The organism is Pantoea sp. YR525, from assembly GCF_900116775.1.
GTDB lineage: Bacteria > Pseudomonadota > Gammaproteobacteria > Enterobacterales > Enterobacteriaceae > Pantoea > Pantoea symbiotica.
On record NZ_FPBU01000001.1, the window covers coordinates 36,348 to 52,449 of the forward strand.

At 53.7% G+C, this 16,102-nt stretch carries 13 protein-coding genes; 4 read left to right on the top strand and 9 right to left on the bottom strand.

Annotated features, from left to right (window positions below):
* The first annotated feature begins 23 nt into the window (after positions 1 to 23).
* Complete coding sequence (gene tkt, locus BM323_RS00180; RefSeq protein WP_091003153.1) at positions 24 to 2,015, top strand: transketolase; 1,992 nt, start codon at positions 24 to 26, stop codon at positions 2,013 to 2,015.
* 134 nt (positions 2,016 to 2,149) lie between these two features.
* Here the strand turns inward: tkt and BM323_RS00185 are convergent, their stop codons facing one another.
* The 3 genes from BM323_RS00185 to BM323_RS00195 all read right to left on the bottom strand — a co-directional run bounded on the left by BM323_RS00185 (position 2,150) and on the right by BM323_RS00195 (position 4,315).
* On the bottom strand, positions 2,150 to 2,755 hold the full coding sequence (locus tag BM323_RS00185) for a TetR/AcrR family transcriptional regulator (protein ID WP_008105884.1): 606 nt from the start codon (positions 2,753 to 2,755) through the stop codon (positions 2,150 to 2,152).
* A gap of 54 nt (positions 2,756 to 2,809) precedes the next feature.
* Positions 2,810 to 3,565: an alpha/beta fold hydrolase gene (locus tag BM323_RS00190; RefSeq protein ID WP_008105882.1), complete on the bottom strand. Its 756-nt coding sequence runs from the start codon at positions 3,563 to 3,565 to the stop codon at positions 2,810 to 2,812.
* Between the two features lie 69 nt (positions 3,566 to 3,634).
* Entirely contained in the window at positions 3,635 to 4,315 is a 681-nt protein-coding gene (locus tag BM323_RS00195) for a type 1 glutamine amidotransferase domain-containing protein (protein ID WP_008105881.1), read from the bottom strand.
* A 203-nt stretch (positions 4,316 to 4,518) separates the two neighbouring features.
* On the opposite strand from BM323_RS00195, the gene BM323_RS00200 reads away from it, so the two are divergent.
* Complete coding sequence (locus tag BM323_RS00200; RefSeq protein WP_008105879.1) at positions 4,519 to 5,535, top strand: lipoate--protein ligase A; 1,017 nt, start codon at positions 4,519 to 4,521, stop codon at positions 5,533 to 5,535.
* Between the two features lie 34 nt (positions 5,536 to 5,569).
* On the opposite strand, the gene BM323_RS00205 is transcribed toward BM323_RS00200, so the two are convergent.
* Complete coding sequence (locus tag BM323_RS00205) at positions 5,570 to 6,961, bottom strand: PTS transporter subunit EIIC (protein ID WP_008105877.1); 1,392 nt, start codon at positions 6,959 to 6,961, stop codon at positions 5,570 to 5,572.
* A gap of 304 nt (positions 6,962 to 7,265) precedes the next feature.
* Between BM323_RS00205 and BM323_RS00210 the strand changes: the two genes are divergently transcribed.
* Complete coding sequence (locus BM323_RS00210) at positions 7,266 to 8,465, top strand: enolase C-terminal domain-like protein (protein ID WP_008105875.1); 1,200 nt, start codon at positions 7,266 to 7,268, stop codon at positions 8,463 to 8,465.
* A gap of 1 nt (position 8,466) precedes the next feature.
* On the opposite strand, the gene BM323_RS00215 is transcribed toward BM323_RS00210, so the two are convergent.
* On the bottom strand, positions 8,467 to 9,183 hold the full coding sequence (locus BM323_RS00215) for a GntR family transcriptional regulator (protein WP_008105873.1): 717 nt from the start codon (positions 9,181 to 9,183) through the stop codon (positions 8,467 to 8,469).
* A gap of 115 nt (positions 9,184 to 9,298) precedes the next feature.
* Positions 9,299 to 9,961, bottom strand: a complete 663-nt coding sequence (locus BM323_RS00220; protein ID WP_008105871.1) for a pirin family protein — start codon at positions 9,959 to 9,961, stop codon at positions 9,299 to 9,301.
* 205 nt (positions 9,962 to 10,166) lie between these two features.
* Between BM323_RS00220 and BM323_RS00225 the strand changes: the two genes are divergently transcribed.
* A complete protein-coding gene (locus BM323_RS00225) occupies positions 10,167 to 10,730 on the top strand; it encodes a TetR/AcrR family transcriptional regulator (RefSeq protein ID WP_008105870.1) in 564 nt (187 codons plus the stop codon).
* A 2-nt stretch (positions 10,731 to 10,732) separates the two neighbouring features.
* Here BM323_RS00225 and BM323_RS00230 read toward each other — a convergent pair whose 3' ends face one another.
* The 3 genes from BM323_RS00230 to BM323_RS00240 all read right to left on the bottom strand — a co-directional run bounded on the left by BM323_RS00230 (position 10,733) and on the right by BM323_RS00240 (position 16,100).
* Positions 10,733 to 11,314, bottom strand: a complete 582-nt coding sequence (locus BM323_RS00230; RefSeq protein WP_008105868.1) for a TetR/AcrR family transcriptional regulator — start codon at positions 11,312 to 11,314, stop codon at positions 10,733 to 10,735.
* Positions 11,315 to 11,509: 195 nt separating this feature from the next.
* Positions 11,510 to 12,943 carry an efflux transporter outer membrane subunit gene (locus BM323_RS00235; RefSeq protein ID WP_008107987.1) on the bottom strand — a complete coding sequence of 478 codons (1,434 nt, stop codon included), beginning with the start codon at positions 12,941 to 12,943 and terminating at the stop codon, positions 11,510 to 11,512.
* Between the two features lies 1 nt (position 12,944).
* Positions 12,945 to 16,100 (bottom strand): efflux RND transporter permease subunit, encoded by a 3,156-nt coding sequence (locus BM323_RS00240; protein ID WP_008107985.1) that lies wholly within the window; start codon positions 16,098 to 16,100, stop codon positions 12,945 to 12,947.
* Positions 16,101 to 16,102: the final 2 nt, after the last annotated feature.

The window sequence follows — 16,102 nt, forward strand, 5'->3', positions numbered from 1 at the left end:
ACGTCGCACCTCTGGAGAACCTTATGTCTACACGCCGGGAAAGAGCTAACGCTATCCGCGCTTTGAGTATGGATGGCGTACAACAAGCCAATTCGGGACATCCGGGTGCCCCGATGGGCATGGCGGATATCGCTGAAGTCTTGTGGCTCGACTTTTTGCAGCACAATCCACGCAATCCCAACTGGGCTAACCGCGACCGCTTCGTTTTATCGAACGGTCATGGCTCAATGCTGATTTACAGCCTGCTGCACCTGAGCGGTTACGATTTACCGCTCAGCGAATTAAAAAATTTCCGCCAGCTGCACTCTAAAACTCCAGGCCACCCGGAATACGGTTATACCGCAGGCGTTGAAACCACCACCGGCCCGCTCGGTCAGGGCATCGCGAACGCAGTCGGTTTTGCTATTGCCGAGCGCACGCTGGCGGCGCAGTTCAACCGTCCGGGCCATGACATCGTAGACCATAACACCTACGTGTTTATGGGCGACGGCTGCATGATGGAAGGCATCTCACACGAAGTCTGCTCCATCGCCGGTACCCTTAAGCTGGGCAAACTGGTTGCCTTCTATGATGACAACGGCATCTCTATCGACGGTCACGTTGACGGCTGGTTCACCGACGACACCGCTAAACGCTTTGAAGCCTACGGCTGGCACGTGGTGCGCGACGTGGACGGTCACGACGCAGACGCGATTAAGAAAGCGGTTGAAGAAGCCAAAGCGGTTTCCGACAAGCCTTCGCTGCTGATGTGCAAAACCGTGATTGGCTTCGGTTCGCCGAACAAAGCCGGTACGCACGACTCGCACGGCGCGCCGCTGGGTGCCGATGAAATCGCGCTGACCCGTAAGCAGCTGGGCTGGAATCACGGTCCGTTTGAAATCCCTTCAGATATCTACGCGCAGTGGGATGCCAAAGAAGCCGGCCAGGCGAAAGAGTCCGCGTGGGACCAGAAGTTTGCGGCCTATGCCGCTGCACATCCTGAGCTGGCTGCGGAGTTCAAACGTCGCGTCAACAACGAGCTGCCAGCTAACTGGGCAACTGAGTCGCAGAAATTTATCGAGCAGCTGCAGGCCAATCCGGCGAAAATTGCCAGCCGTAAAGCCTCGCAGAACGCCATCGAAGCCTTCGGTAAAATCCTGCCGGAATATCTGGGCGGCTCTGCTGACCTGGCACCGAGCAACCTCACCATGTGGTCCGGTTCGAAGCCGATCAATGAAGACGCGGCGGGAAACTACATCCATTACGGCGTGCGCGAGTTCGGTATGACCGCCATCGCTAACGGCCTGGCGCTGCACGGCGGTTTCCTGCCGTACACCGCCACCTTCCTGATGTTCGTCGAGTACGCGCGCAACGCCGCACGTATGGCCGCGCTGATGAAAATCCGTCAGATCATGGTCTACACCCACGACTCGATTGGTCTGGGCGAAGATGGCCCGACGCACCAGCCGGTTGAGCAGATGGCCAGCCTGCGCGTGACGCCTAACATGAGCCTGTGGCGCCCGTGCGACCAGGTTGAGTCAGCGGTGGCGTGGAAGTACGCTATCGAACGTGTTGATGGCCCGTCGGCGCTGATCTTCTCGCGTCAGAACCTGGCGCAGCAGGATCGCAGCGCTGAGCAGCTGGCTAATGTGGCGCGCGGCGGTTACGTGCTGAAGGACAGCAATGGCACGCCAGAGCTGATCCTGATCGCTACCGGTTCAGAAGTGGAGCTGGCGGTGGCTGCATTTGAACAGCTGACGGCGGAAGGCCGCAAGGTGCGGGTGGTGTCTATGCCATCCACTGACGCCTTCGACAAACAGGACGCGGCGTACCGCGAATCCGTGCTGCCGAAAGCGGTTGCCGCTCGCGTGGCGATTGAAGCGGGTATCGCGGATTACTGGTTCAAATACACCGGCCTGAACGGTGCGATCGTCGGCATGACCACCTTCGGTGAGTCAGCGCCTGCGGATCAGCTGTTCAAAGAGTTTGGTTTCACCGTTGAAAATGTGGTTAAAACGGCGAAATCGATTCTGTGATTTGAGGTCGCCATAAATGGCGACCCTACGGTTATTTGGCGAGGTTTTCGTAGGGTACGCATTCATGCGCACCTGGTCGCCATCAATGGCGATCCGACAAAATCAAGGGCGACTCAGTTGAGTCGCCCTTTTTACTACGCGGTAATACGAGTAATTTTTTGCGTCATGCTCATGGCGGAATCAAACGGGCCGGTATTGCGCACGATTTTCACCATCACGCTGGCGCCCACCCACAGCTGGTAAAGGCTTTCCGCCACACGGTTCGGTTTATCATCGATAACTAACGAACCTTCCTCAACACCCACTTCTAACGCTTCCGCCAGTCGCGCGATAATGCCGGCTGTTCCGGTTTGTAGCGTGCTGCGCATACTATCTGATAAATCGGCAACTTCCGCGCCCAGCTTCACTGCCAGACACTTGCCCTGACAATCGGAGAACGATTGCGATTCACGCCACAGCTGCCAGTAATTCATCAGCCGCTGCGCCATCGTCAGGCCCGGCTGACTCAACGTCGCATCAAGCTCAGCCAGATAATCATCGAAATAGCGCGCCAGCATATCCACCCCAAAAGCCTCTTTCGAGCTGAAGTAGTGATAGAACGAGCCTTTTGGCACACCGGCATCGGTGAGGATTTCATTTAATCCGACAGCCGAAAAACCCTTGCCGGCCATAATGCGTTGGCCAGTGGCAAGGATGTGATCGCGGATTTCATTGCTATGCAATTGGGATGAAGTAGTCATAGCGTTAGATTACCAAATACTAGACCAGTCGTCTATGCACTGAACATGCGTTTACTACTGCGATAAGCTGCGTGCCGCTTTCTCGATCACGGCCGCAATTTCTTTCGGCTGTGAAGCATAAATCGCATGATTCCCTTTCAACTCCGTCACGCTGCTATGCGCACGTTGCGCCATAAAGCGTTCCAGCTGCGGATTGATCGCGCGATCTTCAGTTGCTACCACCGCCCAGCTGGGTTTGTTTTTCCACGCTGGCGCACCGGCCGGTGCAGCAAAGGCCGCGACAGCAGGCATCACCTGAGAACGCGCCAGCAAATCGGTCTCTTTAACGGGCAAATCGGCGGCGAAATCAGCGTGGAATTTTTCCGGTTCCAAATAGAGATAATGGTCGGTCGTTTCAGCGATGGATTGCGCGGCGGGCGGATATTTTTTCGCCAGACTCAACAGCGATTCCCCTTGCTCCGGCTGGAACGCGGCAATGTACACCAGGCCAGCAACCGACGGATCGTTACCCGCATCGCTGATAATCATGCCGCCATAACTGTGTCCGACCAGCAGTGATTTGCCCTGCTGCAATGCAAGAACGCGTCGGGTGGCTGCCGCATCATCAGCCAGCGAAGTTTGCGGCTCCTGCACAATCGACACTTTGTAACCGGCTTTATCGAGAATGCGCGCCACCGGATTCCAGCCCGAGCCATCCACAAACGCACCGTGAACCAGCACAATGTTTTTCACCGGCTCAGCCAATGACGCCTGCGCATACACCGACAGCACTGCGCCTAACGCTAACGTGGTTAATGACTTTTTAAACATTATTTTTCTCTCCACAATTTTCACGATGCAAAACAAAGGAGGCGAACAGCGGCTCACCTCCCGATGCGTTTATTGCGCCAGTTGCTTGATCAACTGTTGCGCCGTCTCTGCTGACGAGGTTGGGTTTTGTCCGGTAATCAGCAAACCATCGCTGACCACATAAGAACTCCAGTCCGCGCCTTTCGAATACAGACCGCCCTTCGCAATCAGCTCGTCTTCCACCAGGAAAGGCACCACCTGGGTCAGGCCGACCGCTTCCTCTTCGCTATTGGTAAAGCCGGTGACTTTACGGCCTTCGACCAGCGGTTTTCCTTCCGGCGTTTTGACGTGACGCAGCACGCCCGGCGCATGACACACCAGCGCAACGTGCTTATTTGCGGCCAGGAAACCTTCGATCAGCGCGATGGAGTGCTGATCTTCTGCTAAATCCCACAATGGGCCGTGGCCGCCTGGGTAAAACACCGCGTCGAAATCGGCTGGCGATACGCTGTCGAGACGTACAGTAGAGGCGAGTTGCGCGGTTGCTGCGGCATCCGCTTCAAAACGATGCGTTTGCTCGGTCTGGAAATCGGGCTCATTGCTTTTAGGATCTAACGGCGGATTGCCTCCTTTCGGTGACGCCAGCGTGATTTCAGCGCCAGCATCTTTGAATGTGTAGTAAGGCGCGGCCAGCTCTTCCAGCCAGAAACCGGTTTTACGTCCGGTGTCACCCAATTGGTCGTGTGAGGTTAAAACCATAAGAATCTTCATCATCAATCTCCTGCTTGCTGGATTTAAACATCTAAACTAGACCAGTCGTCTAGCGCTTGAATTCAAAGTAACAGCTAATAGACCAGTCGTCTAGCGGTTAAATCATTTTTTTACTGAAATGAAATGCGCCGCTGTTTCTTATCTTTCGATTAGCTTAAGCGTACTCTATCCCGATTTGCCCTTTCTCACGGAACCGAAAAATCATGTCCACCCTGCGTTTGCTGATTTCTGACTCACACGATCCCTGGTTCAACCTCGCGGTAGAAGAGTGTATTTTCCGCCAGATGCCGACAACGCAGCGCGTGCTGTTTCTTTGGCAGAACGCCGAAACAGTGGTGATCGGCCGCGCACAGAATCCGTGGAAAGAGTGCAATACGCGGCGGATGGCGGAAGACGGCATCAAGCTGGCACGACGCAGCAGCGGTGGCGGCGCGGTGTTTCACGATTTGGGTAACTGCTGCTTCACCTTTATGGCTGGCAAACCGGAATACGATAAATCGGTCTCCACTGCGATTATCCTGCGCGCGCTGGAACAGCTCGGCATTCCAGCTGAAGCCTCGGGTCGCAACGATATCGTGGTGAACGTGGATGGCGAAGTGCGCAAGATTTCCGGATCTGCCTATCGTGAAACGCCGGATCGCGGTTTTCATCACGGCACTTTTTTGATGGATGCCGACCTTTCACGTCTCGCCGATTACCTCAATCCAGACATTAAAAAATTACAGGCGAAAGGCATTACCTCGGTGCGTTCGCGCGTGGCCAACATTGCCGATTTGGTGCCGGGCATCAGCTTTGACGCAATCTGCCGTGAGGTGATTGCCGCGTATTTTGCTTACTATCAGGAAGAGTGCGAACCGGAGCATATCTCCCCCGCCGCACTGCCTGATTTGCCCGGTTTTGAAGAGCAGTTTGCGCGGCTAAGCAGCTGGGAATGGAATTTTGGTAACGCACCGGATTTCTCGCATCAGTTGAATGAGCGCTTTGTCTGGGGCGGCGTAGAGATCTATTTAGATGTGGAGCGCGGCGTGATTTCTCGCTGCCAGATTTTCACCGATAGCCTGAACCCTTCACCATTAGAAGCGCTGGCGTTACGTCTGCAAGGCGCGGTATATCGACCTGAAACCATGTTGGCGCAATTAACGCAGTTGAAAACGGAATATCCAGAGCAGTTTAATGAATTGAGCCAGCTGGAAAGCTGGCTGGTGGCGAGTGTGAGCTAAGTGTAAATCGGTCGCCATAAATGGCGACCCTACATTACTTATTCTCGGGCTGTGCGACTAAATCAGGTTCCTTTCCCACCAAAATCAACGTCAGACTAAATGACATGATAAGCGCAATGGCGACGCCGGAAACGGCCCAGATAAAGTACGGGCCAATATAGGCTGGCAGACTGAATATACTCGAAAGAATGTAGCCATATAAACGCACGCCAAAGAAACCGATAAAGGCTGAAGCAAGCGCACTGGAAACCGTTGCCGCAATAAAGGCTTTTTTGTAGCGCGTTAATACGCCAAACAGCGCCGGTTCTGTGATGCCTAATAACGCTGAAATCGCGGCTGAAAGCGTGACCACTTTGTCCTGACGATTTTTACTCAATTTCCAGATAGCGAAGGTTGCTCCGGCAATCGACATGTTTGCCATAAACATCATCGGCATCAACATGTCATAACCGCGATCGCTGAAGTTCTGTAGCGCGATCGGTGTCATCGCGTGATGCATGCCGGTTAGCACCGCCACCGGGCGAATGGCGCCGACAATTAAGCCAGCAAAGCTCGCTGAGATACTGAATAAGCCCTCAATAAACAGCGCCAGACCTTTGCCAAGCCAAATCCCCATCGGGCCAATCACCACTAGCGCGGTCAATGCCGCGAGGAACAGCGTCAAGGTTGGGGTAAATACGGTTTTCAATACTTCCGGCATAATGCGATCCACCCAGCGGTGGATATAGCTGAGCGCCAGGATAGAGAAAATGACCGGGATAACGCTGGAGGCATAATTAAACACTGAAACTGGCAGCACGCCCATCAGCCAAAACGCGCTCACTGCGCCCTCCTGATGCGCCGCCAGCGCTTTTGCCGCATCAATTAGAGAGGGATACATTAAACAAGCCGCCACGGCCGCGGCTAAATACTCGTTGGTTTTGAAAATTTTGGCGGCGGAGACCGCTAAAAAGAACGGCAGGAAATAGAACACGCCGCTGGCGATTAAATCAATCACCATCACAGTGTCGCTTTTGGCCGAGACCAGCTGCAACGCCACTAATCCAGCCAGCAAGCCTTTGATCATCCCTGCGCCAGCAATGGCGGGAACTATTGGTCCAAATACGCCCGAGACGGTATCCATAAACAGCGATATCAGGCTTTTACGTGTTTTCTCATTTTGCGCCGGCTGGACTCCATCGTTATTTAATACCGGAACGATTTGCTCATACCAGCTATTCACCTTCGGCCCGATAATAATCTGGAATTGTTCGCTCTGCATTTGAGCGCCCAGCACACCGGGCAAGGTTTTAATTTCGCTCTGGTTAACTTTATTGTCATCAATAAGGTCAAAGCGCAAACGCGTCATGCAATGCCAGACTTTATTGATATTATTCTTCCCACCCACTAAGTGGATTATATTTTTTATTACTTCCTGCGTTCCCATACGTGCTCCTGAGGGAAGAAAAACAGCCTGATGAAATCTGCACTGGATGGTAATAAATGACACCAGACAAAACAAACCAATAAATCATGACTGCGATCACAAAACCTGCCGCATCAAGGTCATTAAGCCATAAATTGGTAAATTGGTCTGTTTTATAGCGATAAAAACTCTGATTTACTGACCAATATTTATTGCCCAAAAAAGGGTTTGCGTCGCAATAAAAACCCGGTAATGATACGGCAAAAATAGCTTAGCAACATGCCTTGATATTGCGTGCAGTCACTGCACCACAGGAGTATTTCTCGTGACCCCAACCATTATTGAAAGTATTGAGTGTTTTATTACCCGACCCGATCGCCATAATCTTATTACCGTACGTGTCACCACCAATAAAGGGATTACCGGTCACGGCTGCGCCACCTTTCAACAGCGTCCCTTAGCGGTAAAAACCATGGTGGATGAGTATCTGGTGCCGCTATTAATGGGACGCGATGCCAACAATATTGAAGACCTGTGGCAGATGATGAACGTCAATGCTTATTGGCGTAACGGGCCGGTAACCAACAATGCCATTTCGGGCGTGGATATGGCGCTGTGGGATATTAAGGCGCAGTTAGCCAATATGCCTCTTTATCAACTGTGGGGCGGCAAGGCACGCGATGCAATTGCGGCTTACACCCACGCCAGCGGTGAAACACTGGACGAACTTTATACCTCGGTCGATAACGCCTTAGAGAAAGGCTATCGCCATATCCGCTGTCAGCTGGGTTTTTACGGCGGAACGCCCAAAGAACTCAACGCACCGGAAAATAGCACCTCAGGCGCTTATTACTCGCAGCAAGAGTACATGGCAAATACGGTAGAGATGTTCCGTGCGTTAAGAGAGAAATACGGACATCGTTTCGAAATTCTGCATGACGTGCATGAGCGCTTATTCCCGCAGCAGGCAATTCAACTGGTGAAACAGCTTGAGCCGTATATGCCCTATTTTCTTGAAGATGTGCTTCCTCCCGCGCAAACCGGCTGGCTAGAGCAGCTGCGTCAGCAGAGCGCGGTGCCATTAGCCTTAGGTGAATTATTTAATAATCCAGCAGAATGGCACGAGTTAATTGTGAATCGTCGCATCGACTTTATTCGTTGTCACGTCTCGCAGATTGGTGGCATTACGCCAGCGTTAAAACTGGCAGCGCTGTGTCAGGCATTTGGCGTGCGACTGGCATGGCACGGACCGGGCGATATGACGCCGATTGGCGTGGCGGTAAATACGCATCTGAATATTCATCTGCACAATGCAGCAATTCAGGAATTTATTCCGCGATCAACGCTGACCGATGCCGTTTTCCCTGGTGCGCCGGAGATTAAAAATGGCTATATTTATCCGCCACAAGCATCAGGTATTGGCGTCAGCTTTGATCAAGCGTTAGCGGAAAAACATCCGGTGGTTTATCGTCCGCATGAATGGACGCAGAGTCGCTTGCCAGACGGCACCATTCACACGCCATAATTTAGCGCTGTTGCTGGCGGAAACGCAGATTATCCGGGTTATGCGGAATCAAATAGGTGCAGGTGTAATTAATATCAACGATGTCGCTGATTTCATACACCTGCCCGCCTTGCAAAATACCACGGTTAATAATGTGCATTGCCGGACTGCCTTTTTTGCAACCCAGTAGCGTCGCCTGTTCGCGATTAACGCTAATCGCGCGGTAGCTGGTGAGTAAATGAGAGATTTGATAGCCTTTGGACAACACATATTGCTGTATCGATCGCTCAATAATGTCACCGTTGATATCGCTAAATAAGGTTGCTGGCATGCGCGATATTTCAATCTGTACCGCCACATTATCGACATAGCGCAGGCGGGAAAACTCCCAGATAAAAGCATCATCGTTAATAGCGAATATCTGTTGCTCGTCACTGTCCGGGCGTCTTTTACGCAGGCCGATTGAACGGTAATGCATTTGATCGAAACGCTTTTCGGTAATCGAGTTATACACCAGCGGGTTATTACGCACCGTTTCGTTAATCCAGATGCCCGATCCCTGCACGATACGCACCGCTCCGATACTGACCAGCTTCTCCAGTGCTTGCCGGATGGTGAAACGTGATACGCCATACTCTTCGGCCAGCTGGCGTTCAGGCGGCAATTTGCGTGGCGCGGAGGTATCTTCCTGATAAATCTTGCTCAGCAAATCCTGGGTAACGAACTCTTTCTTTTTCATGGGATTAGCCTGCTCCTGTGTTTTATTCGCAGATGATAACACGATGTTATGAGGAGGAAGGGTTAGGTGCGCATCAAATGGGCAGAGGTCGCCATGATTGGCGACCCTACATGTATTACTGCACCAGAAAGGCGATTAGCGTTGCATCCCGTTCTCCCGTCAGCACGGGTAATGGCGCGGTATCGCTCACGGAATCGCCCTTGTGCAACCGTTCATTATCGATACGCACAATGCCGTCCAGCACGGTAATCCAGCTGGAAAAGCCTGCACGCTGTGGCACATCCACCTGTTGGCCGCGCTCCAGTTTCAGGTCATAAATATATACCGCCTGATTCAGTGGCAGCGGCGCCTCGCTGCCGTGCGGCCCTGCCAGTAACGTCCATGCGTTGACTGCCGCACCTTCCGCACGGGTAAAGGTATTCACCTGCGGTTCACCGCCGGTTTGAGCTGGGCGAATGGTGGCCTGCAGCAGTTCGGTTTCGATAAAAGGCGCAGACTCGGCAAAGCGTATCCCGCTGCCTGCACTCAGCAGCAGCGCGCGTTTGGCGTTGAGGGAATGCGTTTCACCCTGCTCGGTGCTGTGCAGCAGCGAACCGCGCCAAACGTAGCTGAAAATCTCACTATCCTGATGCGAATGCAGCGGGATGCTGGCATCCAGCTGCAGCGTCATGTGATCGACAATCTCCAGCGGTCCAAACGCTTCACCTGGACGCTGACGGCGAATGTTAAACGGACCATATTCAAACAGCTGATCGCGTTGGGCGCGCAGAATGTTCATGGTGTAACTCCTTGATGATTTTTCTCTGTCCACCATCATAAAGGTCTGGAAAATCATGAACAGCAGGCAAAACTGCTCGCTTAAATCAAAAAAACTGAACAACGATTAAGTGCCGAAATAATAAGATCAGGTTAATGTTTTTATTAATCGCCAGCGCAGGTTTAATTGCGTAAAATAGCCGCTTTATTCTGTGAGTGTAATAATCATGAATCGAAGCGAACAAATTCTTACCGCCGCCGAGCAATGCATGCGGCAAAAAGGTTTTCACCAGACATCGATTCAGAATATTGCCACTCAGGCCGACGTCAGCATCGGTTTAATTTATAAATATTATAAAAACAAAGAGGCGATCATTGAGGCGTTAGTCACCAGTGTGGTGCAACGGATGATCGCGCTGCTGAATGCCGATTTCGAACGTATCGCGCATATGAAGGGACAGTATCATGAAGCGGAAGATATTGTGCCTGCGGCAGTGGAAAACAGTATTATTCTGCTGATGGAAGTGTCGTCTGAAGCCACGCGTAATAATCGCATCCAGCAAATTATGTTCGATGCCTGGCATGAGCTTAAAAATAACTTTATCGCTCAGGAGCAGGCGCTGCATCCCGAACAGGACGCCAATGCCATTCACACCCGCTTATATGTGATGTCGCTGATTATTGACGGCGTCATTATTCGCCGTTGCATGAAACAGCGCGATCTCGCGCCGGGCTTTATGCCGTTTTTCAATGCGGTGGTGCATGACGTCTACCCGCACAGTGCTGCCTAATCTCAACCGAATAGATGCTGGCTAAGAATGCCGTTCACGCGCTGCATTTCATTCTGATCAAGGTCGCTATCGCCAAACGCGCGGCAGGCGACACCATCCACCAGCAGCAATAAAAATTGAATGCGGTTGGCGCGTTGCGATGCGTTGGTTTCAGCTGTTTGTGCGGCAAAATGCACATCTAATTCGGCAAGTAATAATTGCTCTTGCTGGGCCAGAATGGTGCGCACCGATTCATTTCGCGACGCCTCAGAATACATTTCCAGTAATAATTTCCGGTCCTGACTCGGCCAATGCTGCCAGAATGGTGAATCAGCGTTGATAATATCCTGCGTCGATTGTTGCGCAGGTAAATGTTGTACTAAAAACAGGCGCCAGTTGTGCGCGATGCTTTTGATTGTTTCCGTGACAATTAGCTCTTTACTGCTGAAGTAACGATATATTTGCCCTGCCCCTAAAGCGGATTCACGGCTAATATCCGCCATGCTGGCGCCATGAAATCCGGAGCGACTGAAACAAACTTTTGCCGCATTAATAATCTGCTGCTGACGCTGCAAAAAGAATTCGTCATGTTCAGAGTGGCTCACATTGGCTCCGAAAAATAATTTATCGTTTTAATTGCGTTATCATACGCGATGCGTATCCGGTGAGAAACCATGACAATGTTTCCAATATTTGCGGTTGGTGCGCATAAATGCGCACCCTACGAAAAACGCGCCAATCCTTTGTAGGGTCGCCATTTATGGCGACCGAAAGACGATTAACTGACGAGCATTACGCAGTTATTGCGTGCTCATTATTTCAGACTCTTTCAACGCCGTGCCGCCGCCCATCACTTTATAGAAGGTGATCAAATTCAGGTAATAGGCTTGCTGCGTACTCACCAGACTGGTGCGGGCGCTGTACAGCGTGCGCTGCGCGGTCAGGGCATTGAGATAAGTATCAACGCCGTTGCGATAGCGCAAATCCGCCAGATGGTAATAGGTTTGCGACGCCGCCACATTACTCTGCTGACTGCTGAGCTGATCGTTGATAGTGCCGCGACGCGCCAGCGCATCCGCCACTTCCTGGAAGGCGGTTTGCACCGCTTTCTCATACGCCGCCACGTAATACTCTTTCTGTGCTTTGGTGTATTTCAGGTAAGAAACGTTGTAGCCGCCCTGGAAAATCGGCAGCGAAATGCCTGGCGCAAACGACCAAATGCCCGCTCCGTTTTTAAACAGCGTCGAGAGATCGGCACTGCCGACGCCGCCGCTGCCGGTCAGCGTAATGCTCGGGAAGAAGTTGGCACGCGCCGCACCAATACTGGCGTTGGCAGATTTAAGATTATGCTCGGCTTGCAACACATCAGGGCGATTTAGCAGCGCATCCGATGAGACGCCTGCCGGCACCTCACGCAATGCGTTACCAATCGATTCAATGCTGTCCGGCAGCAGGTTATCCGGCACGCTGCGGCCCACCACTAAATCCAGCGCGTTTTTGTCCTGCGCCACCAGCGTGGTGTAGCTGGCGACATCGGCCTGCGCAGATTGATAAGTGGTTTCCGCAGACGAGACATCCACCATCGAAGCGATGCCATTTTCCATCTGCTTACGCGTCACCTGCCACGATTGACGCGCGCTCTCGGCGGTCTCTTTGGCAATCGCCAGATTGCTGCGATCGGCGGCGAGTTGCAGCCAGTAATCCACCGTGTTGTACAACACCGTCAGACGCGTGCTGCGCGCGCCCTGCAGCGTGCCGAGGTAGGTTTCATACTGTTCGCGCGTCAGGCTCTGGTTTTTGCCAAACAGATCGAGTTCAAACGAACTCACGCTGCCTTCTGCAGAATAGCTGTTGCTGATGGCGGTTTGATTGCCTTCACCGGTCAACTCACGAGAGCGCGTGCCGCTCACGCCGGCGCTGAGGGTCGGGAACAGATTGGCGCGCTCTTCGCCATATTGCGCATGCGCAGACTTCACGCTGGCCACCGCTTCACGCAGGTCGCGGCTGCTATCCAGCGCCATCGCCACCACCTGACGCAGTTTGGCGTCGAGCACATAATCCTGCCAGATCAGGTCGCGGTAGTTGCTGGCCTGCGTGCCTTGCAGTGAACGATAGGCATCACCGCTCGGCATCTGGTTGCTGACCGCGCCTTGCGGGCGTTCATAGTGCGGATCGAGTGAGACACAACCCGACAGCAGCGCGGGAATTAACACCATTAAGAGTTTTGCCGACATGTTATTCCCCCGCCTTCGCCACAGATTGATGATTATCGTCATGCGGAATCGCCGGGAAGACGCGACGCACCAGAACAAAGAACAGCGGAACAAAGAAGATCGCCAGCAAGGTGGCGGTCAACGTACCGCCAATAATGCCGGTACCAATCGCAATGCGGCTGTTGGCGCCCGCGCCCGTGGAAATCGCCAGCGGCAATACGCCAGCGGTAAACGCCAGCGAGGTCATGATGATAGGACGCAGACGCATCGATGCCGCGTGCGTCGCCGCTTTCACGAGGTTTTCCCCTTTGCGGTAATTGTCTTCGGCGAACTCAACGATCAGAATCGCGTTCTTCGCCGACAAGCCAATGATGGTTAACAGCGCCACCTGGAAATAGACGTCGTTTTCCAGTCCGCGCAGGCTGATTGCCAGCAGCGAGCCGATCACGCCGAGCGGCACCACCATCATCACCGAGAACGGCACCGACCAGCTTTCATACAACGCCGCCAGACACAGGAACACCACAATCAGCGAGATGCCATACAGCGACATTGCCTGGTTGCCGGAGAGTTTTTCCTGATAAGACAAACCGCTCCACGCAAAGGTGGTGCCCGCTGGTAGCTTCGCCGCCAGTTTTTCCATCGCGCCGATCGCGTCCCCGGAACTCTTGCCTGCCGCCGCCGAACCTTCGATCTCGTAGGACGCCAGACCGTTGTAGCGTGACAACACATCCGGGCCATACGCCCATTCTGACGAGGCAAACGACGCAAACGGCACCATGGTGGTATTGCTGTTGCTATCGCTGCCGCGCACGTACCAGTGATCGATATCTTCCGGCTTGCTACGGAATTGCTGATCGCCCTGCATATAGACCTTCTTCACGCGGCCACGATCGGTGAAGTCGTTGATGTAGCTGCCGCCAATCGCCGCACTGAGCGTGTCGTTGATGTCGCTGATGGTGAGCCCCAGCGACTGCGCTTTTTCATCGTCGATATTGACCTGCAGCTGCGGTAAATCTGGCAAGGTGTTGGCACGCACCGCGCTGAGCAGCGGATCCTGATTGGCTTCAGCAATCAGCTGGTTGCGCATCTTCAGAAGCTGGTCGCGCCCGGTGGTGCCGCGCGCCTGCAGTTCGAAGGTGAATCCGTCTGACTGCCCTAAACCAGACACCGACGGCGGCGACAGCACGAAAATCTGCGCATCACGAATGCTGGCCAGGCTGGCCATCGCACGCGCGGCAATCGCATCGGCACTGTTTTCTGTACCTTTTCGCTCGCTCCAGTTCTTCAGCGAGATAAAGCCAATCCCGGCGTTCTGGCCGCTGCCGGCAAAGCTGAAGCCGTTCACCAGCATGCTGACGTTGACGTTGTCTTTTTCTTTAGTGGCAAAGTATTCCTGTACCTGACGACGAACCTCGCTGGTACGGTTTTCCGTCGCGCCCGGTGCCAGCTGATATTGCACCATGATGTAGCCCTGATCTTCCGTCGGCAGGAAGCCGGTCGGCAACCGCATGTACATCACCGCGCAACCGATCAGTAGCACCGCGTAAAGCAGCAGATAGCGCACCGAACTGTGCAGCACATGGCCGACGCCATTGTGATAACGCGCCTGCACGCGTTCGTAGCTGCGATTAAACCAGCCGAAAAAGCCCTTTTTGCCGCCTTCTTCGTTATGCGGTTTGAGCAGCGTGGCGCACAGCGCTGGTGTCAGTGTGAGCGCCACAATCACCGACAGCACCATCGAGGAAACAATAGTGATGGAGAACTGACGATAGATAACGCCGGTTGAGCCGCTGAAGAAGGTCATCGGCAGGAATACCGCCGACAGCACCAGCGCGATACCAATCAACGCGCCGGTGATCTCTTTCATCGATTTCTCGGTGGCCTGACGCGGCGGTAAACCCTCTTCGCGCATCACGCGCTCGACGTTCTCCACCACCACAATCGCATCATCCACTAACAGCCCGATGGCGAGCACCATGCCGAACATGGTTAAGGTGTTGATCGAGTATCCAAACAGCGACAGCACGCCAAAGGTTCCGAGCAACACCACCGGCACGGCAATCGCCGGAATCAACGTGGTGCGGATGTTCTGCAGGAACACAAACATCACAATCACCACCAGGATCACCGCCTCGATCAGGGTTTTCACCACCTCTTCGATCGAGATTTTCACGAAGTCGGTGCTGTCGAGCGGATACGCCACTTCATAGCCCGCCGGCATGCTGCTGCGGAATTCGTCGATGGTGGCTTTTACCTGTTCGGCGGTTGACAGCGCATTGGCGCCGGACGCCAGCTGCACCGCGATCCCCGAAGCCGGATGACCGTTGGCCAGCACGTTGGCGCTGTAATCCTCATCTCCCATTTCTACGCGTGCCACATCGCTAAGATGCACCACTGAGCCGTCGTTTTGGCTTTTCAGCACGATATTGCGGAACTGTTCCGGCGTTTGCAGACGCGAACGCGAACGCACGGTCGCCACCAGTTGCTGCTCTTTGCTGGCCGGTTGCGCGCCTAACTGACCCGATGAAACCTGGGTGTTCTGGCTCTCCAGCGCGTTTGTCACATCGGATGGCATCAGTGAATAGGAGGCGAGTTTGGCGGGATCGAGCCAGATGCGCATGGCGTATTCGGCACCAAACACCTCAACGCTGCCGACGCCCGGCACGCGCGCCAGCGAGTCTTCCATGTTGCTGACCATGTAGTCCGCTACATCGGCCGAGGTGCTTTTGTTGGTTTTATCGTACAGCGCCAGAATCAGCAGGAAGTCGCTCTGCGCCTTCTCTACCGTCACGCCTTGCGTGGTGACGGACGTCGGCAAGCGGCTTTCGGCCTGCTGCACTTTGTTCTGCACCTGCACCTGCGCAATGTCCGGATCGGTGCCCTGCTGGAAGGTGACGTTGATTTTCACCTGGCCGGTTGAAGCGGTGCTGGTGGAATCGAAATAGAGCAAGCCGTCGATACCGGTGAGCTGCTGCTCGATCACCTGCGTGACGCTGCTTTCCAGCGTTTCCGCCGACGCGCCGGTGTAAGTGGCCTGAATACTGATCTGCGGCGGCGCGACGTCGGGATACTGCGCAATCGGCAGACTTTTGATGCTGAGCACGCCAAACATCATGATGCAGATGGCGATCACCCAGGCGAATACCGGGCGGCGAATAAAGAACTGAGCCAACATAA